The organism is Aerococcus viridans (assembly GCF_002083135.2).
Taxonomy (GTDB): Bacteria; Bacillota; Bacilli; order Lactobacillales; family Aerococcaceae; genus Aerococcus; species Aerococcus viridans_C.
Genome location: NZ_NBTM02000001.1, coordinates 493196 through 518021, shown reverse-complemented (window position 1 = coordinate 518021; position 24826 = coordinate 493196). Strand labels below are relative to the sequence as shown.

The 24826-nt window shown below is 39.6% G+C and carries 24 protein-coding genes and 2 riboswitches; of the genes, 16 read left to right on the top strand and 8 right to left on the bottom strand.

The annotated features are described in order from the left end of the window. Positions 1-303 precede the first annotated feature (303 nt). Positions 304-618, bottom strand: a complete 315-nt coding sequence (locus tag A6J77_RS02615) for a DUF4298 domain-containing protein (RefSeq protein WP_225968887.1) — start codon at positions 616-618, stop codon at positions 304-306. A 421-nt stretch (positions 619-1039) separates the two neighbouring features. On the opposite strand from A6J77_RS02615, the gene A6J77_RS02605 reads away from it, so the two are divergent. The 10 genes from A6J77_RS02605 to A6J77_RS02560 all read left to right on the top strand — a co-directional run bounded on the left by A6J77_RS02605 (position 1040) and on the right by A6J77_RS02560 (position 9676). Next, entirely contained in the window at positions 1040-1474 is a 435-nt protein-coding gene (locus A6J77_RS02605; protein ID WP_083068014.1) for a cupin domain-containing protein, read from the top strand. 238 nt (positions 1475-1712) lie between these two features. Further along, a complete protein-coding gene (locus A6J77_RS02600; RefSeq protein WP_083068012.1) occupies positions 1713-2096 on the top strand; it encodes a tautomerase family protein in 384 nt (127 codons plus the stop codon). 99 nt (positions 2097-2195) lie between these two features. Then, entirely contained in the window at positions 2196-2717 is a 522-nt protein-coding gene (locus A6J77_RS02595; RefSeq protein WP_083068011.1) for a methylated-DNA--[protein]-cysteine S-methyltransferase, read from the top strand. Between the two features lie 92 nt (positions 2718-2809). Next, complete coding sequence (locus tag A6J77_RS02590) at positions 2810-3445, top strand: endonuclease III domain-containing protein (protein ID WP_083068009.1); 636 nt, start codon at positions 2810-2812, stop codon at positions 3443-3445. Positions 3446-3539: 94 nt separating this feature from the next. Next, positions 3540-3661, top strand: a riboswitch (FMN riboswitch). Between the two features lie 121 nt (positions 3662-3782). Beyond that, entirely contained in the window at positions 3783-4877 is a 1095-nt protein-coding gene (ribD, locus tag A6J77_RS02585) for a bifunctional diaminohydroxyphosphoribosylaminopyrimidine deaminase/5-amino-6-(5-phosphoribosylamino)uracil reductase RibD (RefSeq protein ID WP_083068008.1), read from the top strand. Further along, positions 4878-5480, top strand: a complete 603-nt coding sequence (locus tag A6J77_RS02580; protein WP_083068006.1) for a riboflavin synthase — start codon at positions 4878-4880, stop codon at positions 5478-5480. It begins immediately after the preceding gene. Further along, entirely contained in the window at positions 5481-6677 is a 1197-nt protein-coding gene (locus A6J77_RS02575; RefSeq protein ID WP_083068004.1) for a bifunctional 3,4-dihydroxy-2-butanone-4-phosphate synthase/GTP cyclohydrolase II, read from the top strand. Between the two features lie 19 nt (positions 6678-6696). Further along, complete coding sequence (ribE, locus tag A6J77_RS02570) at positions 6697-7170, top strand: 6,7-dimethyl-8-ribityllumazine synthase (RefSeq protein ID WP_083068003.1); 474 nt, start codon at positions 6697-6699, stop codon at positions 7168-7170. Between the two features lie 145 nt (positions 7171-7315). Then, positions 7316-8695: a M24 family metallopeptidase gene (locus A6J77_RS02565; protein ID WP_083067998.1), complete on the top strand. Its 1380-nt coding sequence runs from the start codon at positions 7316-7318 to the stop codon at positions 8693-8695. 138 nt (positions 8696-8833) lie between these two features. Continuing rightward, positions 8834-9676, top strand: coding sequence for a glycosyltransferase family 8 protein (locus A6J77_RS02560; RefSeq protein ID WP_083067996.1), 843 nt, complete (start codon positions 8834-8836; stop codon positions 9674-9676). A gap of 157 nt (positions 9677-9833) precedes the next feature. Here A6J77_RS02560 and A6J77_RS02555 read toward each other — a convergent pair whose 3' ends face one another. After that, positions 9834-13787, bottom strand: a complete 3954-nt coding sequence (locus A6J77_RS02555) for an FtsX-like permease family protein (protein ID WP_083067994.1) — start codon at positions 13785-13787, stop codon at positions 9834-9836. Positions 13788-13800: 13 nt separating this feature from the next. Continuing rightward, on the bottom strand, positions 13801-14502 hold the full coding sequence (locus tag A6J77_RS02550) for an ABC transporter ATP-binding protein (RefSeq protein WP_083067993.1): 702 nt from the start codon (positions 14500-14502) through the stop codon (positions 13801-13803). 179 nt (positions 14503-14681) lie between these two features. On the opposite strand from A6J77_RS02550, the gene A6J77_RS02545 reads away from it, so the two are divergent. Continuing rightward, positions 14682-15266 carry a TetR/AcrR family transcriptional regulator gene (locus A6J77_RS02545; RefSeq protein WP_083067991.1) on the top strand — a complete coding sequence of 195 codons (585 nt, stop codon included), beginning with the start codon at positions 14682-14684 and terminating at the stop codon, positions 15264-15266. A 120-nt stretch (positions 15267-15386) separates the two neighbouring features. Here the strand turns inward: A6J77_RS02545 and A6J77_RS02540 are convergent, their stop codons facing one another. From A6J77_RS02540 to A6J77_RS02525, 4 genes are all read right to left on the bottom strand, one after another. After that, the gene (locus A6J77_RS02540; RefSeq protein ID WP_083067989.1) at positions 15387-15908 is read right to left on the bottom strand and encodes an alpha/beta hydrolase; all 522 of its coding nucleotides are present in this window, start codon (positions 15906-15908) and stop codon (positions 15387-15389) included. A gap of 203 nt (positions 15909-16111) precedes the next feature. Then, positions 16112-17467 carry a DNA/RNA non-specific endonuclease gene (locus A6J77_RS02535; RefSeq protein WP_083067988.1) on the bottom strand — a complete coding sequence of 452 codons (1356 nt, stop codon included), beginning with the start codon at positions 17465-17467 and terminating at the stop codon, positions 16112-16114. 497 nt (positions 17468-17964) lie between these two features. Then, positions 17965-18252, bottom strand: a complete 288-nt coding sequence (locus tag A6J77_RS02530; protein WP_225968889.1) for a YkvA family protein — start codon at positions 18250-18252, stop codon at positions 17965-17967. A 74-nt stretch (positions 18253-18326) separates the two neighbouring features. Beyond that, positions 18327-18824 (bottom strand): GNAT family N-acetyltransferase, encoded by a 498-nt coding sequence (locus A6J77_RS02525; protein WP_083067986.1) that lies wholly within the window; start codon positions 18822-18824, stop codon positions 18327-18329. A gap of 233 nt (positions 18825-19057) precedes the next feature. Beyond that, a riboswitch (TPP riboswitch) is annotated at positions 19058-19148 on the top strand. Positions 19149-19329: 181 nt separating this feature from the next. On the opposite strand from A6J77_RS02525, the gene A6J77_RS02520 reads away from it, so the two are divergent. From A6J77_RS02520 to thiD, 3 genes are read left to right on the top strand one after another with little or no spacing between them, the layout of a single operon-like run. Then, on the top strand, positions 19330-20169 hold the full coding sequence (locus A6J77_RS02520) for a hydroxyethylthiazole kinase (protein ID WP_083067985.1): 840 nt from the start codon (positions 19330-19332) through the stop codon (positions 20167-20169). Further along, positions 20169-20795: a thiamine phosphate synthase gene (gene thiE, locus A6J77_RS02515; protein ID WP_083067983.1), complete on the top strand. Its 627-nt coding sequence runs from the start codon at positions 20169-20171 to the stop codon at positions 20793-20795. Before A6J77_RS02520 ends, thiE begins: the two co-directional genes overlap by 1 nt. After that, positions 20796-21620, top strand: coding sequence for a bifunctional hydroxymethylpyrimidine kinase/phosphomethylpyrimidine kinase (thiD, locus tag A6J77_RS02510; protein WP_083067981.1), 825 nt, complete (start codon positions 20796-20798; stop codon positions 21618-21620). Between the two features lie 93 nt (positions 21621-21713). On the opposite strand, the gene relB is transcribed toward thiD, so the two are convergent. Continuing rightward, on the bottom strand, positions 21714-21935 hold the full coding sequence (gene relB, locus A6J77_RS02505; RefSeq protein WP_083067979.1) for a type II toxin-antitoxin system RelB family antitoxin: 222 nt from the start codon (positions 21933-21935) through the stop codon (positions 21714-21716). Between the two features lie 426 nt (positions 21936-22361). On the opposite strand from relB, the gene A6J77_RS02500 reads away from it, so the two are divergent. Further along, positions 22362-23498: a glycerate kinase gene (locus tag A6J77_RS02500; RefSeq protein WP_083067977.1), complete on the top strand. Its 1137-nt coding sequence runs from the start codon at positions 22362-22364 to the stop codon at positions 23496-23498. 193 nt (positions 23499-23691) lie between these two features. Next, positions 23692-24747: an SLC13 family permease gene (locus tag A6J77_RS02495; protein WP_193756630.1), complete on the top strand. Its 1056-nt coding sequence runs from the start codon at positions 23692-23694 to the stop codon at positions 24745-24747. Positions 24748-24826 lie beyond the last annotated feature (79 nt).

The following is a 24826-nucleotide window of genomic DNA, read 5'->3' as shown; positions in this document are numbered from 1 at the left end:
AATTCTCAAAACGTTAATTTCGGCGCTATTACGAATTTATTCGTGTATGGATACAATATGTTACGGAGATTTCCAAAGAAGTCGAGTACCAATCCATATTCAAATCAAAAAGCCATTTCTCACTTATGTGGGAAATGGCTTTTTTTTGTTATAAATAAGTCTAATACTATTAAAATAGCTTATACTAAAATTTTCTTCTTAATAGAGGCACCCAATGAAGCTAAATAGAAAAAAAGATAGCTATTTACCACTTAAAATTCGATTTAATTAGCAGTAAATAACTAAATTTTTGTTATTGACGGATTAGGAATTTGAGCTATCTTCCAATAAGCTTTCACCAACACTTTTTAGTTTATTGGCTAAATCCATAATATCTATAACAAGGTCATAGCTGTAGTCTTCTCCAAGTACAGCTGTTGTACTAGCATCTTCAAATAAGCCTTGTTCTTCCATCTTTAAATGTTTAAACCAAGTCTCACTGCCATAGTAGTTAAGGAATAGTTTGATATTTGGTAGGTATCTTTCAAAATTTTCCAAGGAATCAGACATGGCCTCAATTTCTTTAGAAATATTCAAAAAATTTTCTTCCATCTCATAAAAATTATCAGTGTTCTTCACGTTACCCCCACCTTTCTTAAATGATATAAATTTGATGATTATCTTATTGCGCTAATGATAGTGGTAATTGTTGGTACGATTGAAATAATCGTATAAACTTGGACAAAATAAGCAATAGGTTCCTCCCATGAAGGAGGTGCAATTAAAGCAATAAAGAAGAGTATAATAATAAAAATAAGATTCGTTAAAATCCTAGATAATGCTTGGCGCCAGCTTATTTTCTGTTTAAAATTAAATGCATGTTGCCAAAATTGGATAAGTGATTTCATGATAAAACGCCTTTCTAAGGTTGAATGAATAACTAAAAAAAGCATAAACTAAAAATAAACAGCAAGCAACCAAATTATTTTTGCTCATTAATTCACAATATATTTGCATTTAAATATATAAGGAGTAAAATTATAGATAAGGAGGGATTATGATGACTGATAATAAATTTCTAACTGGTAATGTAGATAACGACAAAAAGCCGTATATTATAGATGTTGAAAAAGAAACATTAGAGAATACAAATTTTCGTACGACGATTTGGACAGGTGACAAGTTGCAGTTGACTGTTATGGAAATTCCTGTAGGCGGTGATATTGGTTTAGAAGTACATCATGAAAGTGATCAATTTATCCGTATCGAGCAAGGTGAGGGTCTTTGCCAGATGGGCCCTGCTAAGGATGATTTATCCTTTGAACAAAAAATTGGAGAAGATGAAGCAGTCTTTGTGCCACTAGGTTTATGGCATAATATCACCAATCGGGGGAGTGTACCGTTAAAACTGTATACCATTTATGCTAGCCCTGATCACGTACCTGGTACTGTTCATGGCACTCAAGAAGATGCTGAAAGCGATCCAAATGAATAAAACAAACATGAAATGCATAAAAAGTGCAAACAATAGTTAAACCAAGAAAACCGATGACCTTAAAAGCGTTATCGGTTTTTTTAAGCTAGAAATCAACAAGTCTCTATAAAAAGATATTCCTTTACATATATCAAACAATGTATAGTACGGTACTTCTAAAAATTGTTGTAGGGTGAAACTAGCATTTTAATTCACTTTATATATAATGAGGATATCAAAGATATAAGGAGTGTGCTACATGCCATTAGTTAGAATCGATCTATTAGAAGGTAAGTCAGCAGAATTTAAATCACAACTAGGTGAGTTAGTTTACGAATCTATGCTTGAAACAATTGGCATCCCAGAAGAAGATAAGTTTGTGGTTGTGAATGATTTAAAAGCTGAAGAACTGATATTTTCTACCAATTACCTAGGTGTTGACCGTACAGATGGTATCGTGATCATTCAAATCACGATGAATGAAGGGCGTACAACTGAGGTGAAAAAAGCTTTATACAAGACAGTTGCTGATAAATTAAATAGCCAATTAGATATTCGCAAAGAAGATGTCTTTATCAACTTAGTAGAAGTAAATAAAGAGAACTGGTCCTTTGGTAATGGTATTGCACAGTACGCAGAATAAATAGCATTACTACAAGTACATAAAAGCCATACCCTAGCTATCCCCATCTTTTATTGAGATAGCTAGGGTATCTGTCATCTTAGCCCAGGAGGGATTACCATGTATTACAAATCATCTTACACCTCACCACTTGGTCAAATGACTATCGTGAATGATGAACATGCGATTAAAGGATTGTGGTTTAGTGATCAAAGATACTTTGGTGGTAAATACGACTTACAGACTATGATAGAAGGAGAAACGCCAGTGACAAAGCAAGTAAAAAATTGGTTAGATGCTTATTTTGCTGGTGAGAACCCAACTCTTGACCCTAACATTTTGGATCCAGAAGTAACGCCTTACCGTAAGCAAATCCTGAACGCACTGATTAATGTTCCTTACGGCCAAACGACTAGCTATAAGGAATTAGCTGATAAAGTTGCTTTAACCACTCCTGGGAAAAAGGGTTCAGCTCGTGCAGCTGGCGGTGCTGTTGGCCACAATCCCATCTCGATTCTAATTCCATGTCACCGAGTTGTAGCCACTAATGGTGCATTGACTGGTTATGCAGGTGGTATCGACCGCAAAATTGCCTTGCTGGCTTTGGAAGGATTTGACCAATCCAAGCTAGACAACCACTAAGTATAGGTGTGAGGCTAATAGGAATCCATTAATTTTTACATGAAGGTGCAAAGAAAATACCACATAACGGCAAAATAATTTAGGGTGAGATGATGAATAAATTAGCTATTAGAAAGTTATACGATACCTTATTAAATGAAATGGGCCCACAAGGTTGGTGGCCTGCTGAAACTAAGGTAGAAATTATCTTGGGGGCTATCCTTGTTCAAAATACCAATTGGCGTAACGTTGAAAAGTCCCTAAATAACTTGAACGCAGCTACTGGTTTTTTGCCAGAAGAAATTTTAAAGCTCACGTTAGAAGAATTAGAAACGTTGATTCGACCAAGTGGATTCTACCGCAACAAGGCACGAGCAATTCAAGCCAGTTTCCAATGGTTTGATAACCACAAATGGGATTATCAAGCCATGCAGCATGAATACGGAAAACAGTTACGAAGTGAAATCTTGAAATTACGCGGGGTAGGGTTTGAAACAGCTGATGTATTTCGCGTTTTTATATTTGATCAACCAGCGTTTATCGCTGATGCCTACGCTAGGCGATTATTTAGTTGGTTGACAGGAAATTCATACAAAACCTACCAAAGCCTTTACCAAGAGATTAACTTACCGGATGACTTCACTTATGAAGAAGCCCAAGAATTCCATGGCTTAATTGATGAGTTTGGCAAACTATACTTGGGTAAAAATGGCCAAGTAAAGGAAAATTTCCTATCCAATCACCAGTAATAAATACCCTATAGTATATATTTTTTATTTAAAAAATACATTTGGGTTTACATTTTCTTTTTAATACCGTATGATATCACCATAAACATTCAAATAAAATCTTCAGGGCAGGGTGTGATTCCCGACCGGCGGTAAAGTCCGCGACCTCCTTTAATTAGGGGCTGACTCGGTGTAATTCCGAGACCGACAGTAAAGTCTGGATGGAAGAAGAGTAGAATCAAAATAAACGAATACTATAAGTCTATAGTTTATTTGTGTGCCCTAGGAATCTTATTTCTAGGGCTTTTTTTTCGTCACTCTGACTGGATTATTTGTTGTTTAGAGAAAGGATGAGTGAATGAAAGACTATATGCAAGAAGCACTTGACCTAGCCAATTTAGGACAGGGTTGGACAAGGTCTAATCCTATGGTTGGTGCAGTTATCGTAAAGAATAGCCAAATTATCGGTCGAGGCTATCATCAGCAGTATGGTGGTTTGCATGCGGAAAGAGAAGCCTTAAAGGATGCCAACGAACAAGGGCATGATGTAAAAGGGGCAACTATGTACGTCACGCTGGAACCCTGCTGTCATTTTGGTAAAACGCCGCCTTGTACGCAAGCTATTATCGAAGCGGGTATTGAAAAAGTGGTGGTTGCTGCAACCGATCCAAATCCATTGGTTGCTGGAAAAGGGATCCAGGAGTTAAGAAGCCACCATATTGAAGTGGAAACGGGTCTTTTGGCTGAAGAAAGTGAAGACCTTAACCGTAAATTCAATTACTTTATGCCCCATCAAAAACCTTATGTCACCATGAAGTATGCCATGACTCTTGACGGTCGAACAGCTGCTTACACTGGGGATTCCCAGTGGATAACGAACAACATTGCACGAGAGCATGTGCACTACCAACGCCACAGTAACCAAGCCATTATGGTTGGCATAGGGACTGCGCTTGCTGATAATCCATCGTTAACTGTTCGAATTGACGATTTTGAGGGGATTAATCCTATCCGTATTGTTTGTGATAGTAGCTTGAAGCTCCCCTTAAACAGCCAATTAGTCAAAACTGCGAAGGAAACGCCCACAATTATTGCGACAATTAATCAGAATCCACAAGATCACCAAGCCTATCAAGCAGCTGGCTGTCAGCTATTGGTTGTGAATGCGAAGAATGACAAGGTAGATTTAGTGGATTTAATCACACAACTAGGTCAACAAGGTATTCAAAGTATTTATGTTGAAGGTGGATCAAGACTAAATGCTTCGCTACTTGAAGCTGGGTTAATCCAAGAAATCCACACTTATATTGGACCCAAAGTCATTGGTGGTTTTGACCAGTATAGTCCTATCAGTGGTTTCGGTTTTCCACATATGGACCAAGCGCTCACAAGTTATATCCAAGCAATCACGCCATTAGGTCAGGACCTTTTGATAGAAAGTAGGGTGGATTAAATGTTTACAGGAATTATTGAAGATATTGGCCGTATTGAAAGTATCGAGGCCATCAACAATGATGCAGGATTTCTTTTAACCATTGCCTCGGAAAAAATAGTATCCGATGTCAATCTAGGGGACTCTATTAGTGTCAACGGTATTTGTCTTACCGTGACGAATTTCACTGATACGAATTTCCAAGTTGAAGTGATGCCAGAAACGATTGCGAAAACGTCTTTAGAAGGAATTGCTAACAATAGCCGCGTAAATCTGGAACGGGCGATGAAGGCAAATGCAAGATTCGGTGGTCATATTGTAAGTGGTCATATTGATGGTATTGGTAAAATCACCGCAATAGAGGCGGATGGTATCGCTAATTGGTACACGATTCAAACAAGTAAACCATTAATGCGCTATATCATCATGAAGGGGTCTATAGCTATTGATGGCACAAGTTTAACGGTTGCTGGCGTTGAAGGAGATACATTTAAAGTGTCAATCATTCCTCATACGAGTGAACAAACAATCTTTTCAACCTATCAAGTAGGCACTATCGTGAATTTAGAAAATGATATTGTTGGTAAGTATATTGAGCAATTTACAGTGAAGGAGCAGGTATAGATGGATTTTTCAACAATCGAAGACGCATTAGCAGCTTTACAAGCAGGCCAAATCATTATGGTTTTGGATGATGAGAATCGAGAAAATGAAGGAGACTTAATTTGTGCAGCTGAGTTTGCAACAACTGAAAACATCAACTTTATGGCCACTCACGCTAAAGGGTTGATTTGTCAGCCAATGAGTCAGGAAGTAGCTAGTCGGTTGAATTTGTCGCCAATGGTGGATGATAATACAGACCCACATACAACCGCATTTACGGTATCTATTGACCATAAAGAGACAAGCACAGGTGTATCTGCAGTTGAACGCGGGTTAACCATGCGTGAAGCAGCAAATCCGGCTAGTCAACCCAGTGATTTTAACCGTCCGGGCCACGTTTTCCCATTGGTGGCGAAAGAAAATGGTGTCTTGGAGCGAAACGGTCATACAGAAGCAACGGTTGATTTGATGAAATTAGCTGGACTGAACCCAGTGGGTGTTTGTGTAGAAATTATGCGCAAAGACGGTACAATGATGCGCCAAGCCGAATTGCTTGAGCAAGCAGAGAAATGGCAGATGCCAGTCATCACCATTAAAGACCTGCAAGACTACCGTAGAGCCACCGAAACCCATACCCACCACGAATCGACAGCCAAGATGCCGACCAAATTCGGCGAATTTACCATCCATACTTTCGTTAATGACATCGATAATCAAGAACATGTAGCCCTAGTGAAAGGCGATATTTCCGGCAAAAAGAATGTCCTCACCAGACTCCACTCGGAATGTTTAACAGGGGATGTGCTAGGATCTAACCGGTGTGACTGCGGAGAACAATTACATGAAGCCCTGCGGAAAATCAACGAAGCTGGCCAAGGTGTTTTATTATATTTAAGACAAGAGGGCCGCGGGATTGGCTTAATCAATAAAATCAAAGCCTACCAATTACAAGAAGAAGGACTGGATACAGTCGAAGCCAACCATGCTTTAGGTTTTCCGGACGATTTAAGAGAATACCATACGGCTGCACAAATGCTGGCTGAACTTGAGGTAGCCTCCATTGACTTGATGACCAATAATCCAGATAAAATCGCACAATTAGAAGCATCTGGTATCCAAGTAGCCAACCGTGTGAGTATTGAAATGGCTGCCAATCCGGATGATGAAAACTACTTAATCACTAAAAAAGTAAAAATGGGTCATTTATTAGACTTATAAAATATGGAGGAAAAATAGCATGAATATTATTCAAGGAAAATTGTACAACGGAGAAGATATTAAAATTGGGATTGTCATTGCTCGATTCAATGATTTTCTGACTAAAAGCTTACTAAGTGGTTGTGAAGATGGCCTTACGCGTTCAGGTGTGTTGACAGAAAATATCGACGTAGCTTGGGTGCCAGGTGCCTATGAAATCCCGCTTACGGCTGCAACGATGGCTGAAACAGGTAAATACGATGCGATCATTACACTGGGTGCTGTGATTAGAGGGGCTACAAGTCATTTTGATGTGGTTATTAACCAAGCTTCAAGTGGGGTAACTCAAGTAGGTTTAACCCACAAATTACCTGTTATATTTGGCGTCTTAACCGTTGAAAACATCGAACAAGCCATTGAACGCTCTGGTACTAAAGCTGGTAACCTTGGTTTTACTTATGCAACGAATGCTATTGAAATGATTAATTTATTCAAGGAAATTAAACAACAATAGGTCATCAATCCATATGAAAGTATCTCTAACAGTACAAGACTAGCTTTAATTTTAAATCATGGTAAGATGGATGTTGGAACAATAAAGCGCATTCAATTATCATATCTTTCTGATGATTTGCGCAAAAAGCTTAAGGAGACTTCATATGACGATTCAATCTAAACAAACATTGGCGCCAATCAAGGATAATTCTGGACAACCAATCATTTTAAGTGACGCTACCTTCGCGCAACGTAAGGACAAGGTCCTTCAGTTAATGCGTAAATATGACTTCTCATCATTGATGATTTATGCAGATAAAGAACACGGTAGTAACTTTGAATATTTAACTGGTTTTATTCCACGGTTTGAAGAAGCTATCCAAGTAATCAACCAAGACGGAACGTCGACACTGATTTTAGGTAATGAGAACTACAATAAAACCAGTATGGCACGTACACAAAGTGAAGGCGTTCTTTGTCCATTCTTCTCTTTGCCTAACCAACCTATGGATTTCACGAAAACTTTCGCTGACTATCTTAAAGACGTTAAAGTAGATGCTTCTAAACAAATTGGTTTAGTAGACTGGAAGCTTTTATCTAATGATATGACCAACTTCCACAACCATCATTCAGTACCAGCATTTATTGTGGATGGTATACAAGAAGTTTTCGGTTCTGACAAGGTAGTGAATGCAACCCAACTATACATGCATCCAAAAGAAGGTGCTCGAGTAACAAACAACGCAGAGGAAATCGCTCGTTATGAATATGGAGCTTCCCTTGCATCTGATGCTGTTCTTGAAGCAATGAACCAGCTAGCCGTTGGCCAAAGTGAGTTAGAAGCAGGTAATCGCTTAAATCGCGATGGTCAATATCCTTCTGTTGTGACCATTGCAGCCTTTGGTGATCGATTTAAGGGCGCTAATATTTATCCAACTGATAACACGTTAAATGATGGCGATAAAGTTGCATTAACTGTAGCCTATAAAGGTGGCTTGTCTAGTCGTTCTGGCTATGCAGTGAAAGATGAAAGTCAGCTCGCTGAACGTGATCCAGGATACTTAGAAGAAGTCGTTTACCCCTATTTCCAAGCTTATAAATGGTGGTTAGATAATTTAACTATCGGGAAAAAGGGTGGCGATTTCTACCAAGCATTCAGTGATTTTTATCCGCAAGCTACTTTTGGCTGGAACTTGTGCCCAGGGCATTTAGTAGCTGACGAAGAATGGCTAAGCTCACCATTTTATAAAGACTCTGATGCAACGATTCAAAGTGGCTACATCTTCCAACTAGACTTTATACCTTCACAAGCAAACCACAATGGTGTTTCAGCTGAATCAACGATTGCAGTTGCAGACGCAGCACTACGTGAAGAAATTAAGATTAAACAACCAGAACTTTGGTCAAGAATTTCTAAGCGGAAGGATTATCTAAAGGAAGCATTAGGTTTAGCGTTACCAGAACATTTACTACCTTTAGCGAGTACCTTTGCCTACTATAGACCATTCTTATTAGACAAAAAAACTGCTATCTACTTTGGATAAAAAAAATTCCCCTCAAGATTGGTTAACCGGACTTGAGGGGTTTTTGTCTATTTCTAAGTGAATAATGACGGACTATCCTAACGGAATTGCCATAAAGATGTTAATATATGTATAATATTAGAAAGAAATTGGAGGATTATGCCCTTGGACGAGCAGATTGAATTATTATTTACCATAGATGAAGGCTATTTGAATCCCTTAAAAGTGGCTTTAACATCGATTCGCCAGAATAATCCAGGCCAAGCCATCCGCATCTGGTTGATTCATGAATCAATTGCAACCCATACTATTCAAGAATTGCAGAAGTTAACGGATTATTTACAGTTTGGTTTTGAAGCGATTAAAATTGATGGTAGCCGATGGAATAGCGCTAAAACTGAAGATAGGTACCCAAAAGAGATGTACTTCCGCCTACTTGCGGGTGAAATATTACCTAAAGAAATGAAACATGTGATTTATTTAGATCCAGATATTTTAGTGGTTAATCCTTTATTAGAGCTGTGGCAAACAGATTTAGACGGTCATATGCTAGCAGCCGCTACACATGTTGGGTTGACGGACGTTTCTACCCGAGTAAACCAAATGCGACTTGACGTTGACCATGCATACTATAATTCTGGTGTGATGGTGATTGATTTAGATATGGCTAGAGAAATTGTCAAATGGTCAGATATTGCGCAAATGATTGAAAAATATAATCTATTACTATTCTTACCTGACCAAGATATTCTAAACCATTTGTATGGCAAATATACGAAGGAAATTCCCGAAGAAATTTGGAATTATGATACGCGTAAATATATGCGCTATTTTACCAAAAGTCTTACCCAACACGATATTCACTGGGTGATGTCGCATACTGTAATCCTTCATTTCTGTGGTGGACCAAAACCATGGGACGATAAACATGACAACCGGTTTACCAGTCTTTATCTTAACTATCAAAACCAATTGAAGCGTATCGAAGATTTGATAAAGTAGATTGAAATAAGTTTTTTCATTACTTATGGTGGTTAAATTCTTATTTACTATTGTCAAATCAGTCATAGACACTTTGAAATCTAATAAAAAATCCCTAGAAGTAAACATATACATGCATACTTCTAGGGATTCTTTTTTTATAGGATAAATAATCCAATTAATCGACTGATTTTAATGCTTCTAGCATATCGACGTGTTGTAGACGTTTATAAATGATATAGGCTAGAACAGCTGTAATTGATCCGATAATAACAGCTGGAACAATAAAGCTTGTCGCTGCTAGTGCAGGGTTAAACATTACATCAGCAGGTGGAACGATTCGAATAATATATTGGTGGAGCAGTTCACCAATACCGAAACCTACTAGTATACCGAGGGCCGTTAAAACGATCGTTTCACGGTAAATATATAAGGTAACTTCATTATCAAAGAAACCAAGTACTTTGATAGTGGATAATTCACGCATCCGTTCAGACACATTAATATTCGTTAGGTTATATAGGATAACGATACCTAGTAAACCAGCAACAACAATTAGAACAGTCATGATTTTATCCAATGAATGAACAATTGTATCGATTTGATTCATTAGGGTAGTGTTTTGTACTACACCGGCAACACCGTCTAATTCAATGAATTTTGCAGCTTGATTTTCTGTGTTCTTAATTGAATCATCTTTTAAGTTGACTAGATAAGCATTAGATTGGTAATCCTCACCGTAAATTGATTCATAAACTTGTGGACTAGCGAAGACAAAGTGACCAATATACATTTCTGTAATTCCTGATACTTTCATTTCACGGTCTTTACCGTTCGTATCTTGAAGTGTAATTGTATCACCCACTTCAGCGTCTACTAGGGTAGCTAGTCGTTCAGAAATTACTACACCATCATCAGGTAAGTTTAGCGTTTCATCAGAACCACGTTCAGTTAATTGAATATAGTCTGAAAATTCATCTAAGTTTTCTGGGGAAATTAAAGTGATATCTTGTGTATCGTTTTGTTTTCCACCGACAGTTGTTAACTCTTGATATGCTACTTCACCGAATTGATCAATGTCTTGAGAAGATAAAGTATCCTTAATCTCATCATTTTGTTGATCAGAGACATAGTCATTTTCTGCTACAATCATATCGTAATGGATTAATTCACCAAATTGACGTTGGTTAATTTCACCGATAGATGATTGTACGCTAAGCCCTGAGAATAATAAGGCAGTAGCGCCGGCAACACCAAAGATTGTCATTAGCATCCGTTGTTTATAACGGAAAATGTTTCTTGCTGTTACTTTGTGGGTGAAGGACATCCGGTTCCAAATTGGTGTAATTCGTTCTAATAAAATCTTAGATCCAGCACTAGGTGCTTTTGGTAAAAGCAGTTGCGCAGGTTGTTCTTGTAATTCTCTCTTCGCTACTAAGTAGGCTGGTAAAACAGCCGCTAATAACGCTAAAAGAATGGCAACCAAGGAAATTGCCCAATGGAAGTGTAATTCAATGGGTGGCAAGGTATAGCTTGCACTATAAGCATTGTAAACAATATAAGGGAGTAGGGTGTGTCCTAAGATAATCCCTAAAATAGTACCAGATAAGCTGGCGGTTAAACCGTAGAAAGTAAATTTCTTAATAACGTCTTGGTCATCATAACCTAGGGCTTTCAAGGTACCTGATTTAGTCCGTTCTTCGTCTACAAAGCGTGTCATGGTAGTAAAGGTAACGAGTGCAGCAACGAAGTATAAGAAGATTGGGAAGATATTTGCTAGGGAATCTACAATATTTGAAATGGTACTGTAGATTTTATACCCCTCGCTACCTGGAATCTCCCGACGACTATTTACGGAATAAGTTGGTAAGGATAAATTATCCACCCTTTCTTGTGCTTCGGCTAGTTCATCTTCTTTTTCTGCTATTTCATCTTCAGCATCCGCTTTAGTTTTAGCGAATTCAGCGGCTTTATCTTCGTATTCTGCCTGACCCTCAGCAAGACTTTCTTTGGCATCTGCAATTTGGGCTTCAGCATCCGCAGATTCAGTTGCTAATTGGTCTTCTGCTTGGGCTAATTCCGCTTCTTTATCAGCTAATTCCGCTTTTGCTGCGGCTAACTTATCTACATTCGCTTGGTATTCCGCTGATTTCTTATCTAATGTCTCTACACCAGCAGTCCATTGTGCTAGACCCTCATAGTAAGTATTTAAACCGTCATTATAAGATTGGATACCGGCATTGTATTTGGATAAGCCATCTTGGTATGCCGCTTCTTTTTCTTGTAAGAGGGCTTCATTCTCGCTTAAGCTAGCAGTTGCTGCTTCAATTTGAGCTTTACCATCATCAATTTTGGCTTGATTGCTAGATAATGCTGCGTTACCATCACTTAATTGTTTGTTAGCAGTATCTAATTGTGCTTTAGCACTATTTAATTGTTCTTGGCCAGCATTTAGTTGACTTTTAGCACTTTCTAATGCTGATTTCTGTTGATCTAACTCAGCTTGACTAGCCTCTATTTTTGCCATTCCAGGAGTGTATGTTGAATTCATGAAGGATTCATATTCACTTTGGCTAGCATCTAATTTTTCTTGTAGGTCAGCAATTTGTGCTTGTAGCTCAGCAGTATCAGCTTCATTTAAATCGCCTGCATCTAATTTATTTTGTAGACTAGTGATTTGTTCGGTTAAAGCTTGAATACCTTTTTCATAATTTGCTTTACCATTAGTTAATTCCTGACTGGTTTGATCAAGTTGATTTTGTGCGCCTTCTACTTGACTCGCTTTTTCTTTGTAGTCAGCTTGTTTTTCCTCAAAAGCATTTAAGTTTTTCGTGTATTCACTGTACTTGTTATCGTACTCAGCTTGTTTGTTATTGAGCGTTTCTTTGCCTTTGGCGATTTCTGCCTCGGCGCTATTTATTTGGGCTTTCTTTTCAGCTAATTGACTATAGCCATTAGCAATCGCCGTTTGACCTTGATCTAATTGGCTTCTTGCGGCAGTTAACTGATTTTGACTATCATTTAACTGTTTCTTTGATTGGTTTAATTTAGCTTTACCATCTTGTAGTTGGTTCCACTTTTCGTCCAATGTAGCTTGCCCATTAGCTAACTGCGCTTTAGCAGCATCTAATTGTGCTTGACTATCATCAATTGTAGCATGGGCATTCGCAATTTGATTGGCACCATCATTAATTTGTGCAGTGGCGTCAGCTACTTTAGTGTCTAATTGATTTTGTGCATCTTCAATTTCAGCTTGACCATCAATTAATTGTTGTTTGGCATCATCTAGTTGTGCTTGTCCATCTGCCAATTTCTTCTTGGCATCATCAATTTGTTTTTGGCCATCATCAATTTCCGATTGATAATCATTTTTAATTGTTTCAAGACGATTTTCTGGTTGGTTTGCTAAGGCATCATCTAAATCATCTTTGTGAACTTGAAGTCTTTCAGTGTAAGTATCTGAATAAGGATCGATATTGATTAAATCATCGAATCTTAATCGAGCCAGCATGTAGACATCTGAATCAAACGCAGATTCAGGTACAATCGCGTAACCTTTTAAGGCACCGGTTCCGGCTGTAGAAGCACCTTGGTTTAGATTGGATAAAATCTCACCAGAATAAACAAAACCGACAATTTCATAGGTGTCTTCTTTTAGTACGGTATCACCAGAGGCATCTGCCTGTTCTGACAGGTCAATTTTATCGCCTACTTGATATTGATCATCAAAGCTAGCATCTATCGCTATTTCATTACTTGCTTTAGGTAATTGACCTTCCACTAATTCATAATCAGAGATATCTTCTCCCATTGAGAATACACGAATAGCTGTATGGCTATCATCAATAGTGACATCCTTTAAATAGCCATATTCAATATCTGCCAAGCCCGAGGTTTTATCCAAGATTTTAACATCATCATCATCAATACCCATTGAACCAATCACAGTGATATCAGAAACGTTTAACTCGTCAAAATAATGCTCACCAGTTGCTCGCATATCTGGTCCGGTCACTTTTAAACCAATTAAGGCAAAAGAACCTATCAACATTAACCCCATGATAGAGAAAAATCTACCTTTAGATTTAGTGATTGATTTTCGAATATCCTTCCATAACATTTTCTTTTTCATGTTTATTTGTCACCTACCATTCGATATCTGAGATATTTTCAGGTGCATCATTTACTTCAATAGATTCCACTGTAGCGTTACGCATGTGAATAACTCTATCAGCAATAGGTGCAATGGCTGCATTATGTGTCACGATAACTACAGTGGCACCATTCTTGCGACTCATATCTTGTAAGATTTGTAGGACTTGTTTACCCGTTTCAAAGTCTAAAGCACCTGTTGGCTCATCACATAGTAAGATTTTTGGTTTTTTAGCAACCGCTCTAGCGATCGAAACGCGTTGTTGCTCACCACCGGATAATTGTGCAGGGAAGTTATTGATTCTCTCAGCTAAACCTACACCCTCTAATACCTCGATAGGATCACTCGCATCTTTAACTATTTCAGAAGCCAACTCTACATTCTCCTTAGAAGTCAAGTTAGGCACTAAATTATAAAATTGAAATACGAAACCTACATCTTCTCGGCGGTATTTTGTTAATTGCTTTTTGTTATAAGTAGAGATGTCATTGCCATCAATGATGACTTGACCTTCGTCATTTGTGTCCATTCCACCAAGAATATTTAGCATGGTAGATTTTCCGGCACCGGATGATCCTAGAATAATGGCTAATTCACCTTTTTCAATTGAAAAATTTACATCATTATTCGCAGTGATGACATTCTCACCCATTTTATAATGTTTAGAACTATTAATAACCTCTATGTAACTCATTTTCATTTCCTTCCTTATAAATATAAAATGATTGCCCAAGCAAATGAACAACGTGTTGATTTATTTACTTAGAGAGTATATAATGATTGTGCAAGAGATTCAATAAACAAAATACAAAAAAGTGTTGATTTTATAATAAAATTTATCAATTAATTTATTCAAAGAAAGTAGGACAATAAATGAGCCGGAAGATGGAAACAAAAGAAAAAATTAAAGCAGCCTTTATTGATTTAGTACATGAAAAGGGATTTGAAGCGATGACTGTGAGTGATATCGCCAGAAAATGTGACATCAATCGTGGGACCTTTTATCTGCATTATGTAGATAAGTATGACTTAATGAACAAGCTAGAAGAAGAAGTGATGTTTGATTTAGAGGCGATTATTTTAAAGGATTCAGGTCACAAAGAAGCCAAGGAATCTTTAGAATTGATTCCATACGATGAAATTTTAGAAGCCTTAGTCTATGTTAAAGGTGAATTTGACTTTGTAAAAACTATTGCCAGCCCAGGTGGGGATCCCAATTTCATGCAAACCTTAAAGTCTATTATTGGACAACTGATTGATATAAAGGTGAAGCAGTCTAATCGCGTAAAGTTTGAGAAACTTGACGTGCCTGAAGACTATGCGATTGAAATCTTACTATCATCAATTGTGGGGATTATGACTTTGTGGATCAAAAAAGATGGAAAAGAGTCACCGGAAGAAATTGCGCACATGATTACCAAAGCAAAACTATTGTCGCCATATGAATTGTTGTTATAGATAAATACGTGGAAAAAAGAGCGGCCATTCATTGGTTAAAATGGTTGCTGGAAAATAAGTATCAAAAATAAAGTCAGTGAAACATAATAAATGTTTTCACTGACTTTATAGTCGTCGTAATTAATGGATATGTTTACTAAAGTAATCAAGTTGGTCAAGGTTACATTTTCTAGCAATAGATGATTTTTGGTCGATGTGAAATACATGATTTAGTGGTGTACCATCAGGGTTTTGATAGATTTTAAAGTAGACTTCACTCCCTTTAGAAATTAAAAATTGACCAAATTGGATACTACTTTCTCTTAGGAAATCATGGCTTGAAGTCATGACAAAAGCAGGGGGAAAGTTGGTGGAGATGTATTGTTCAACGGGTAATTGAGCTTTTAGTTGATCAGTCATTTTTCCATCGAGGTAATAAGGAAAATCATCAGGGGAACCGATATTATTGCCGATGTAATAGACACCACAATTTAAACCAACAGCGTTAAATTGGATGTTAGGTACTTGAAAGTCAAATAAATTTTGATAATTAGGATTTGAAGCAATTGTAGGGTACTGTTGAGTAAGTTGACCACCTGCAGAATCGCCCAATAAAAATAAATTGTCTAAATTAATGTAGTATTCTTCGTTATTTGCAGTCATCTATTGTAGCACTTGTTTGATATCTTCAAGTGGAGCGGGGTAAGTATGGTATGCTGCGAGACGGTAATTGAAATTAATTACCATAAAGCCATCGATTCAGACGGCGAAGACTTAGCTTAATCATTACAATAATAAAAGACGAAATGCACTCTTTTTGAAGCGCAATTCGTCTTTTTTCGCGTATATACAACTTGTAGGGCGGATTACTCACCAACCATACCATCGCCGTCACGGTCATCCATATATGGATACAACCAATGGTCTGAATAAATAGGCATTGAAAAGCCTGCTGCTTTGGCTTCTTTAATGGTTACCTGTCCGTTGCCGTTGGCATCAACCGAACTGACATCACCACCAGATGCGGGTGCTGTAGTAGCGGGTGCACTTTCAGCTGTAGGGGCAGTTTCAGAAACGGTTGAAGATTGGTTTAAGTTTGGTAACGATTCATCTTGTGTTGGGCCTTCAGGACCTACTGATGAGCCGTCTGCATAATTGATTTCAACGTCTGGTTGGATGTTTGGTACATAGATATTGAATTGGATAGTTGCACCGTTATCTTCAATAGAGAAACCTTCCATGTATACACCGGATGCCAGTAGGTTATCCCCTTCAAATGATGGTGTAACGCGGTAGCGGACATGGTTTTCTGTTTCTTCAATATAGTTAGCCACAAAGTTCTCAAATGGCAACATCCCTTCAGTATTAAACCATCTAGTCCCAGTCATCAAATTGCGGGCATTGGCATCTTCACCAGTTAGTTGGTGGCCGATCAAATGAGACCGGTTATACAACCAACCACCAGAAACATTGGCATACTTGGCTTGTTGCCAGCCAGTGGGTTTGATATCTGAAATATCACCACGTTCTGTAGTAGGCATCAGTTCGACGCCGAGGACAGCGTTTGCGGCGGTTACCCGACCTAAACTATCCAGTTCACCGTATGATTCGTAGGCTTCAGTCGATGTAATATCCGCATCTGTAAAGTAAGGGATATTATTGTTAATTTCTATATAAGTTTGCCCAGCAGGTACTGTCCGTACTTTTGTGAATTCAGCGTTTGCTTGGTTGGCAATTTCACTTTCAGCTTTAGCTTCGGCGGCTGCTTTTTCTTTAGACTCTGCTTCAGCACGTTTCATAGAAGAGGCTTGGCGCGCACTTGATTCAGCGGCTAATTTTTTGTCATAAAATTCCTTGGAGGATTTTCGTGACGCATCTTTAGCGGAGTTAGCAGCCGCTTCTTCGGCTGCTGATTCAGAAGCCTCATCGGAATCCTTATCAGAAGCTTGATCTGAGGATACGACTTGTGCTTGTGATTGTAGGTCGGTTTGATTGGCTTCAGTATCACCTGTATCTATTGAAAAGATGACAATCGTAGCGATTAATGCAGCTGCAAAGGCAATCAAGCTGTTTTTGAACCATTGATTATTTGGTTTAAACTTGTAGAAAAACAAGGCCAGAATAGGTGCAACAACTAAAATGAATGGTGATAACCCGATAAATATTATCAATAAACCAAAATAGGCCAACAAACGTAACCAGTTAATATTCTTTTTCTTCATTATTCATATTTCTCCCAAATGTATCTAAAATTTCCCATATTGCCCAACATTATATCGGCCGTCATGAGAAACTGCAATAACTATCGTACTTTTATTTATAAAATGTAAAATAGACAAAGTTAATTCTCGTTAAAGGGTCACTAAATCGATGTCTGTAGTCTTTTTACAATAATCATCAGGCAAATTTCTGGTATGATACTTGTAATAGAAAGTCGATTGAGGTGGAATCATGTTAGCGAAAGAAGAATTACCGGTATGCCCAGTGGCGACAACGGTTCTAGCAACCGTCGGAACGCAATGACATACGGATGTCTATGCGTAAGAAGAGCCCAATATTGAGACTAGAATTAGTTATAAAATGTTATAGATCTAACACAACCACCAGCGACTTAGTTAATGCTAGCTTGTTGGTGGTTTTAATTTTGTCATAGCCAATAAAAATAAGCCATGATACCCGGGGTAGTGGGTTCACGGCTTTTAGGGGTAGGTATTTTAATCTAGTTGATCACTTTATTTGGATCAAAGTCGGTGTGTGTATTGGCTGTTTGCGTAGCTTGTTTTTCATTGTAATGATCTAATAAGGACATGGCAATCGTCGTCAAGACACCAATTACCGCTGCGTCATCCACAAATCCCAAGGGACCGAAGATATCTGGTAAGACATCAGCTGGGAAGACGGTATAAGCGAGTGCTAATCCAGTAATCGCCTTGATGTAGGTAGGTGTTTCCTTATTAAATAAGGCTTTAGCGAACTTGCCCAAGGTCATTTTTGATGTTTGTTTCATTGCGTACATCATCCTTTCTCATGTCTATATATTAATGGGAAAAAGGGGTAGATGTATCCGTCCTAAGACCTAATTTAGGGATTTGTCTTCGTTAAATCTAGATACATGATATGCATATCCACATAACGACCTTCTTTCACTTGGAAACCGCCTGGAATAGTTCCCACAATTTCAAAGCCAAATTTCTCGTAAGTATGGATAGCAGCCTTGTTTTCGGCCACAACCGCGTTAAATTGAATCCCTCTAAAACCGCGCGCTTTAGCCGTTTCAATGGATTTTGCTACCAAGTCATTGATCAAACCTCGACCCCGGAAGGCTTTATTCACTGCGTAAGTCCCGTTCGCTACGTGACTTGCCCGACCTTCGTTATTTGCTTTAATCAGGTAGTAGCCAGCAATCTGATCATCCACCAACAAGACGTCAACTTGATCATAAGAAGCCAGTTTCTTCTCAAATGCGGCACTTGAATAGAGGTCTAAACCAGGGAAGGCGACACCGTCCACCAAAATATCATTCCATATTTCTCTAAGGACTTCCGTGTCGACTTGGCTGTAATGTTCAAAATTTTTCATACTTTTAGACCTCCTATAAAGTTGTGTCGAATTCCCTTATTATATCCATACCAATCACATGCTTACAATAGTGCGTAAACAATAATATTCTTTAGACAGACAATATGCCATCTAAGGTGATGATAGGTCAAGCATAAGGCCTAAGGCTTAATTTTTTAAACTATCTTTCAATAATGCCTCGAATTGAGAGGGTTGACATTCCTTTAAAAGATTGTTTGAATAGAGTTAATTCATAGAGACATTTGGGGTGCTGTGACAGCTGAGAATATACCCATGGAACCTGATACAGTTAATACTGGCGAAGGAAAATGCAGTAAATATTGTCAAAAATATGATTCGTTTGGCTTTTTGCCTTGCTATCATTCATTTGGACGACTATTTCCCCCTTTTGTCGAATACTGACAGGAAAGGGGGCTTTTTTTTTCAAAAAGATATCTAGATAATTGAACACCGATGATATTTCACCATAATGATTTAAAAGATGCGATATTGAAAGGATTAAAAGATGACAATCGATTTATATACATTAAAAGCTTTACCAACTTACGACAACCCCTTCCCATTAGCTAAAAGTCCGCTAATCCAGTGCTTAACCAATACCGTGACGGTGGAATCAGTGGCCAACGCTTTATTATATGTGGGGGCGGCCCCAGTCATGGCAGACCAGGCAGCTGAGATGGAGATTTTCTTTAATCAAAACGATGGGGCCTTGATCAATATTGGGAGTTTGTCGCCTGAGAAAATCCGCAACATTTTATTGGCTGCTAGAACAGCTGACGAAACAGACACGCCTTTCGTGCTGGATTTAGTAGGGGCTTCGGCCAGTCCCTTGCGTAATGACCTAGCACAAGAAATCAGCGCATCCACACCAGAGGTCATCAAGGGTAACTTGTCTGAAATGCGGACATTCTGTGGTCTAGGGTCGACTGGACGAGGTGTTGATGCTGGGGCCGATGACCAAAGTGAGGCGGGCTTAGTGGAACTGGGCCAAGCCATGCAAGAATGGGTGTCAGACAATACTGGCACAACTCTATTAGCAACAGGACCAGTAGACGTGGTCGCTGATGCATCAGGCATTTACTACTTGAAGAATGGGGTAGACAATCTTGGTCGCTTTACTGGGACTGGAGACATTATCGGCGCCTTGATTACAGCCTTATTAGGAGCTGGTCAACCAGCCCTAGAGGCTGTGATTTTAGCGGTATCTTACTTCAATTTATGTGGTGAAAAAGCGGACACAACAACACATGGTCTAGCCGATTTTAGACAAGCAACATTGAATAACCTATCCCTATTGTTAGAAGACGATGGATGGGTAACAGGTATCAAGGGAGGTCAACTATAATGGATTACAGTTTATATCTAGTCACAGCAGGTTTTGATTACCAAGAAGACGCCTTTTTACAAGTGGTTGAAGACGCAGTCAAGGCGGGGGTTACTTTGGTTCAATTCCGGGACAAAACGGCAACCAGCCGCGATGCTTACGCCTTAGCCCAAAAATTGAAAGCCATCACCGACCGATATGATGTGCCATTGATTATCAACGACCGGGTGGACTTAGCGCTAGCGGTGGACGCAGCGGGTGTCCATATTGGCGACGACGAATTGCCGGTTGACGTGGTTCGGAAACTCATCGGACCAGACAAGATTTTAGGGGTCTCAACCAAAACCCTAGCGCGGGCAGAAGAAGCCTACCAACAAGGGGCGGATTATTTGGGTGTTGGGGCCATCTTCCCAACAACCACCAAGGATTCTAGCCTAGTGACAGTAGAAACTCTACAGACGATCACCAGCCAAGTAGCCATCCCCGTTGTCGCAATTGGCGGCATTCAACTGGATAATATTAAAACATTAGCCGGTAGTGGGATTGCGGGGATTTCAGTGGTTTCTGAAATTATGTTGGCAGATTCGGTGACACAACGCGTAAGAGATTTAAAAGCTAAAGTAGCGGATATTTTGGAGGTGGACTAAATGGTAAATTCAACACCACAAGTAGTGACAATCGCAGGATCAGACTCAGGCGGGGGTGCAGGGATTCAAGCTGACTTGAAAACTTTCCAAGCTCGCAAAGCCTTTGGTATGTCGATTGTTGTCGCCTTGACTGCCCAAAACACCCTAGGCGTCCAATCGGCCTTACCAGTACCCCAGGACTTTATCGATGCACAATTTGCCTCATTGAAAGCGGACTTCAAAATCGGCGCTGTCAAAACAGGCATGTTATTTAACGGGGCTTATGTAGAGAATGTGGTTAAAAATCTGAAAGAGGTAGACTTTGGACCTTTAATCGTTGACCCAGTCATGGTGGCTAAGGGTGGGCATCAATTGTTGGACCAAGACGCCGTCGACGCCATTCGAAATAAATTACTCCCTCTTGCGACCTTAGTCACACCAAATATTCCAGAAGCAGAAATCATCGCTGACATGACCATCGAATCAGAAGCGGATATGTTGGGGGCGGGACTGAAGATACAAGGATACGGGGCTAAAAACGTGATTGTCAAAGGGGGCCATTCAAAAGCAGAACGGGCCAGAGACTTAGTTCTCTTTGAAAACGGGGAACAATTATGGCTGTCTAGTCCACGGGTCAATACAGAAAACACCCATGGGACTGGGGATACCTTGTCAGCCGCAATCGCAGCCGAATTGGCTAAAGGAACTGGCTTGAAGGACGCTATCATTATCGGCAAGCAGTTTATACAGGGAGCCATCGCAGACGGAATCGACGTCGGCCATGGACACGGACCAACCAACCACTGGGCAGAATTGTCAGATGATATCGTCGTTGAAAGTGAATAAAACATAGCAAAAAGGACCTAGACTAGGGAAAAAGTGCAAGCGCATAATCCTAAATCTTGGTTCTTATTTTATATGTTTAAAATTTATTACAGCCTAAAAGCCCAACTCTTCCAGCGTCTCTTGGTGAGATATGCTTTCATCTTTTGGTTGATGTTGTGCCATTGCTTTCTCGTACAAGGTTATATCTATTTGCTTTTCTAGGTCTGTCAGAAGACTTGTTCTCACTAATTCTGAAACACTCAAGTTATTCAATTTGGCCATATATTGAATAAATAAGTATTCTTCATCCGTAACGCCAAAGGAAGATGTATGCATATTATAGCCTCCTGTGATGACTATTATTTCTGACGTCTTTTAACCACAAAATCATAGATGGTTAGGATTACGAGATAGATAAGTGTTGCGAGACTACCGATATTCATCATTTGACTACTTTGTGATACCATGCCATAAAGTAGAAATAAGGATAAGCAAAAACCAATAAAAAATCTTGTTTTAGACATGCCTAGCAAAAGTATCACCTCTTCAATACACGAAACCCTGAATATTTTAGAATTTATCTAGCGCTTCCATCAAGGCATCCTTTAACGAATGCCTACAAAAATTTTTACCACTAATATTAGCCTTAAAATATCACACAAGATTATCTCTTTCAAGTTAACGAAGAACTTCAATCCAGGTTTTGTAATCGCTTTTTTGGTAGAATAAAACAAAGACATTCAAGACGGGAGTGACAAGTATATGCGTAAAATTTTAGTGGCACCGGATTCCTTCAAGGGGTCCTTGACAGCTTTGGAGGCTTGCGAGGCAATGGCGATAGGCATTCGCCGAGCTCTGCCGGATGCGGAAATTGTGGAGATTCCCATGGCGGATGGTGGTGAAGGTACTGTCCAATCCTTAGTTGACGCAACGGATGGGAAAGTCATTGAAGCGGAAGTGGTTGGTCCCTTAGGTGATCCAGTAACGGCTAAATATGGGCTTCTAGGTAATGGCAAAACGGCCGTCATTGAAATGGCTGAGGCATCTGGCTTAGGCTACGTCACCGAGAAAACAAAGGATCCAATGGTGACGACAACATACGGAACTGGTCAATTGATTTTGGCTTGTCTTGACCAAGGTATTCAAGAAATTATTATTGGCCTTGGTGGTTCTGCAACCAATGATGGGGGTGCTGGAATGGCCCAAGCACTAGGCTACCAACTGATAGATAAAGCCGGCAATGAAATTGGCTACGGTGGTGGCGCCTTGGCTGACTTAGCAACCATTAAAGTTGACCAAGTAGACAAACGTTTAAAAGCTACCCACTTTATCATCGCTTCTGACGTCAACAATCCCCTGGTTGGTCCAGAAGGGGCTTCAGCTGTTTTTGGCCCACAAAAGGGGGCGGATGAAGAAATGGTCGCTAGTTTAGACCAGAATTTACAAGCATTTGCGGACATTATCCAAGAAGACTTAGGTAAATCAATCGCGGATACACCAGGTGCTGGAGCAGCGGGTGGTCTTGGCGGTGGATTCCTAGCCTTTACTGACGCAGAGATGAACAAGGGGATTGAAATGATTTTGGCCTATACCAAACTAAAGGAAGCGGCAGTAGGCTGTGACTTATGTTTGACGGGTGAAGGGGGCATTGACTTCCAAACGAAATTCGGAAAAACCCCATATGGTGTTGCCCAGGCCTTCAAGTCGGTCAATCCCGATAAAAAGGTCATCGCCTTAGCAGGCCATGTTGGCAAGCGTATTGATGAGCTCTACACTGAAGGCATTGAGGCAGTCTTTGGCATTGCGCCAGGTGCTGCTAGCTTGGATGATCTGATTGCCAATGCGAAAGATAATTTAGCGTCTACTACTGAGAATATCATTCGCGCTATTTATTCATAGTCAAAAGCCCTCTCGGATTTGCTAATCAAGGCAATTTTACGTAGTTAATCTCACTTTCTTTTGTTAGAATAATGTAGCAATTAATGGAGTCACCGCCGATTTCTTGGCTGGTGGCTTTTTTATGGGAATACAAATTTGAGGGAGTTTACTTATGCATAAAATGAACATTTAGGTACGGCAGAACCTGCTCTTTGTGATTGCCGCAAGCTTGGCCACAATCGCTGTGATTTTCGGCCAATTTGACCCGACCTATATAAAATATGACGTCTTAGTCAGTTTATTCGGCTTGATGATTGTCCTAGCCTTTTTCCAGACGTCAGGATTATTACGGTGGGCGTCGATAAAATTAATCGACTGGTCCGGAAATAGCCGTGTCATCGTCCAATCCATGGTCCTGGCCTCATTCTTCGGGTCATTCCTATTGTCCAACGACATCGCCGTCCTGACCCTACTACCGATTTACTTGAACATCCTACGCCACCTACCAGCATTCAAGGGCCGTGTACTCGGGGCAACCCTGATTGTCGTAGCCGCAAACCTAGGCGGGGTCTTCTTCCCCTTCTCCAACCCACAAAACCTCATCATCTATTCAACATATGCAGTCGATTTCGTCAGCTTCATGTGGTGGACCCTACCCCTGGTGGTTGCCGGCTTTATCCTAGTTATGGCCGCAACGCTCTTCGTAGAGAAAAGGGCAGCCCACACACAAGTTGAGGGCAATGCAGTAGATAGGTCGATTGTTATTCAAGCAAGTATTGGCATGGGGCTCATGGTCATTGCCATCTTTGGCTTATTTAATATTTTTTGGACGGTGACCTTCATTGTAGCCTATGTCCTCCTGACTAACTGGCGGTATTTACTGCAAGTGGATTATTTACTGCTACTGACTTTCGCTTCATTTTTTGTGTTAGTCGGAAACATTACTGACTTAACACTTGTCCAAACTTGGTTGGCAGCTAATATTTCAAGCAAGGCCACGGCTTACCTAACTGGGCTCTTGGCTTCACAAGTCTTTTCAAATGTGCCAACCACTATTCTGGTTTCACCCTTTACAGACCAGGCTCATAGCTTGTTGATGGGGGTCAACATTGGGGGCTTAGGGACCATGGTGGCTTCATTAGCCAACTTAATCGGTTTTACCATTATTCGAAACGCTATGACCATGGATTCTAGGGCTTATTTAAAGATTTTCACCATTATAAATGTGATTTTTATTCTGATTTTAGCCCTTCTTTTCTTCCCATGGTAGCTTTTTCTCACTTTTTTATCATTATTCTTTAATTAGACCTTGCATTATTGACCTTTTTAGTATAAATTAAAATTATATT

Coding starts and splice junctions, on each gene's coding strand:
- A6J77_RS02530 (WP_225968889.1), bottom strand. CDS start 18,252: ATGAAACAAACATCAAAAATGACCTTGGGCAAGTTCGCTAAAGCCTTA.
- A6J77_RS02580 (WP_083068006.1), top strand. CDS start 4,878: ATGTTTACAGGAATTATTGAAGATATTGGCCGTATTGAAAGTATCGAG.
- A6J77_RS02535 (WP_083067988.1), bottom strand. CDS start 17,467: ATGAAGAAAAAGAATATTAACTGGTTACGTTTGTTGGCCTATTTTGGT.
- A6J77_RS02575 (WP_083068004.1), top strand. CDS start 5,481: ATGGATTTTTCAACAATCGAAGACGCATTAGCAGCTTTACAAGCAGGC.
- A6J77_RS02565 (WP_083067998.1), top strand. CDS start 7,316: ATGACGATTCAATCTAAACAAACATTGGCGCCAATCAAGGATAATTCT.
- A6J77_RS02545 (WP_083067991.1), top strand. CDS start 14,682: ATGAGCCGGAAGATGGAAACAAAAGAAAAAATTAAAGCAGCCTTTATT.
- ribE (WP_083068003.1), top strand. CDS start 6,697: ATGAATATTATTCAAGGAAAATTGTACAACGGAGAAGATATTAAAATT.
- A6J77_RS02525 (WP_083067986.1), bottom strand. CDS start 18,824: ATGAAAAATTTTGAACATTACAGCCAAGTCGACACGGAAGTCCTTAGA.
- A6J77_RS02590 (WP_083068009.1), top strand. CDS start 2,810: ATGAATAAATTAGCTATTAGAAAGTTATACGATACCTTATTAAATGAA.
- A6J77_RS02605 (WP_083068014.1), top strand. CDS start 1,040: ATGACTGATAATAAATTTCTAACTGGTAATGTAGATAACGACAAAAAG.
- thiE (WP_083067983.1), top strand. CDS start 20,169: ATGGATTACAGTTTATATCTAGTCACAGCAGGTTTTGATTACCAAGAA.
- A6J77_RS02595 (WP_083068011.1), top strand. CDS start 2,196: ATGTATTACAAATCATCTTACACCTCACCACTTGGTCAAATGACTATC.
- A6J77_RS02600 (WP_083068012.1), top strand. CDS start 1,713: ATGCCATTAGTTAGAATCGATCTATTAGAAGGTAAGTCAGCAGAATTT.
- ribD (WP_083068008.1), top strand. CDS start 3,783: ATGAAAGACTATATGCAAGAAGCACTTGACCTAGCCAATTTAGGACAG.
- A6J77_RS02550 (WP_083067993.1), bottom strand. CDS start 14,502: ATGAGTTACATAGAGGTTATTAATAGTTCTAAACATTATAAAATGGGT.
- A6J77_RS02520 (WP_083067985.1), top strand. CDS start 19,330: ATGACAATCGATTTATATACATTAAAAGCTTTACCAACTTACGACAAC.
- relB (WP_083067979.1), bottom strand. CDS start 21,935: ATGCATACATCTTCCTTTGGCGTTACGGATGAAGAATACTTATTTATT.
- A6J77_RS02560 (WP_083067996.1), top strand. CDS start 8,834: ATGCCCTTGGACGAGCAGATTGAATTATTATTTACCATAGATGAAGGC.
- A6J77_RS02500 (WP_083067977.1), top strand. CDS start 22,362: ATGCGTAAAATTTTAGTGGCACCGGATTCCTTCAAGGGGTCCTTGACA.
- thiD (WP_083067981.1), top strand. CDS start 20,796: ATGGTAAATTCAACACCACAAGTAGTGACAATCGCAGGATCAGACTCA.
- A6J77_RS02540 (WP_083067989.1), bottom strand. CDS start 15,908: ATGACTGCAAATAACGAAGAATACTACATTAATTTAGACAATTTATTT.
- A6J77_RS02555 (WP_083067994.1), bottom strand. CDS start 13,787: ATGAAAAAGAAAATGTTATGGAAGGATATTCGAAAATCAATCACTAAA.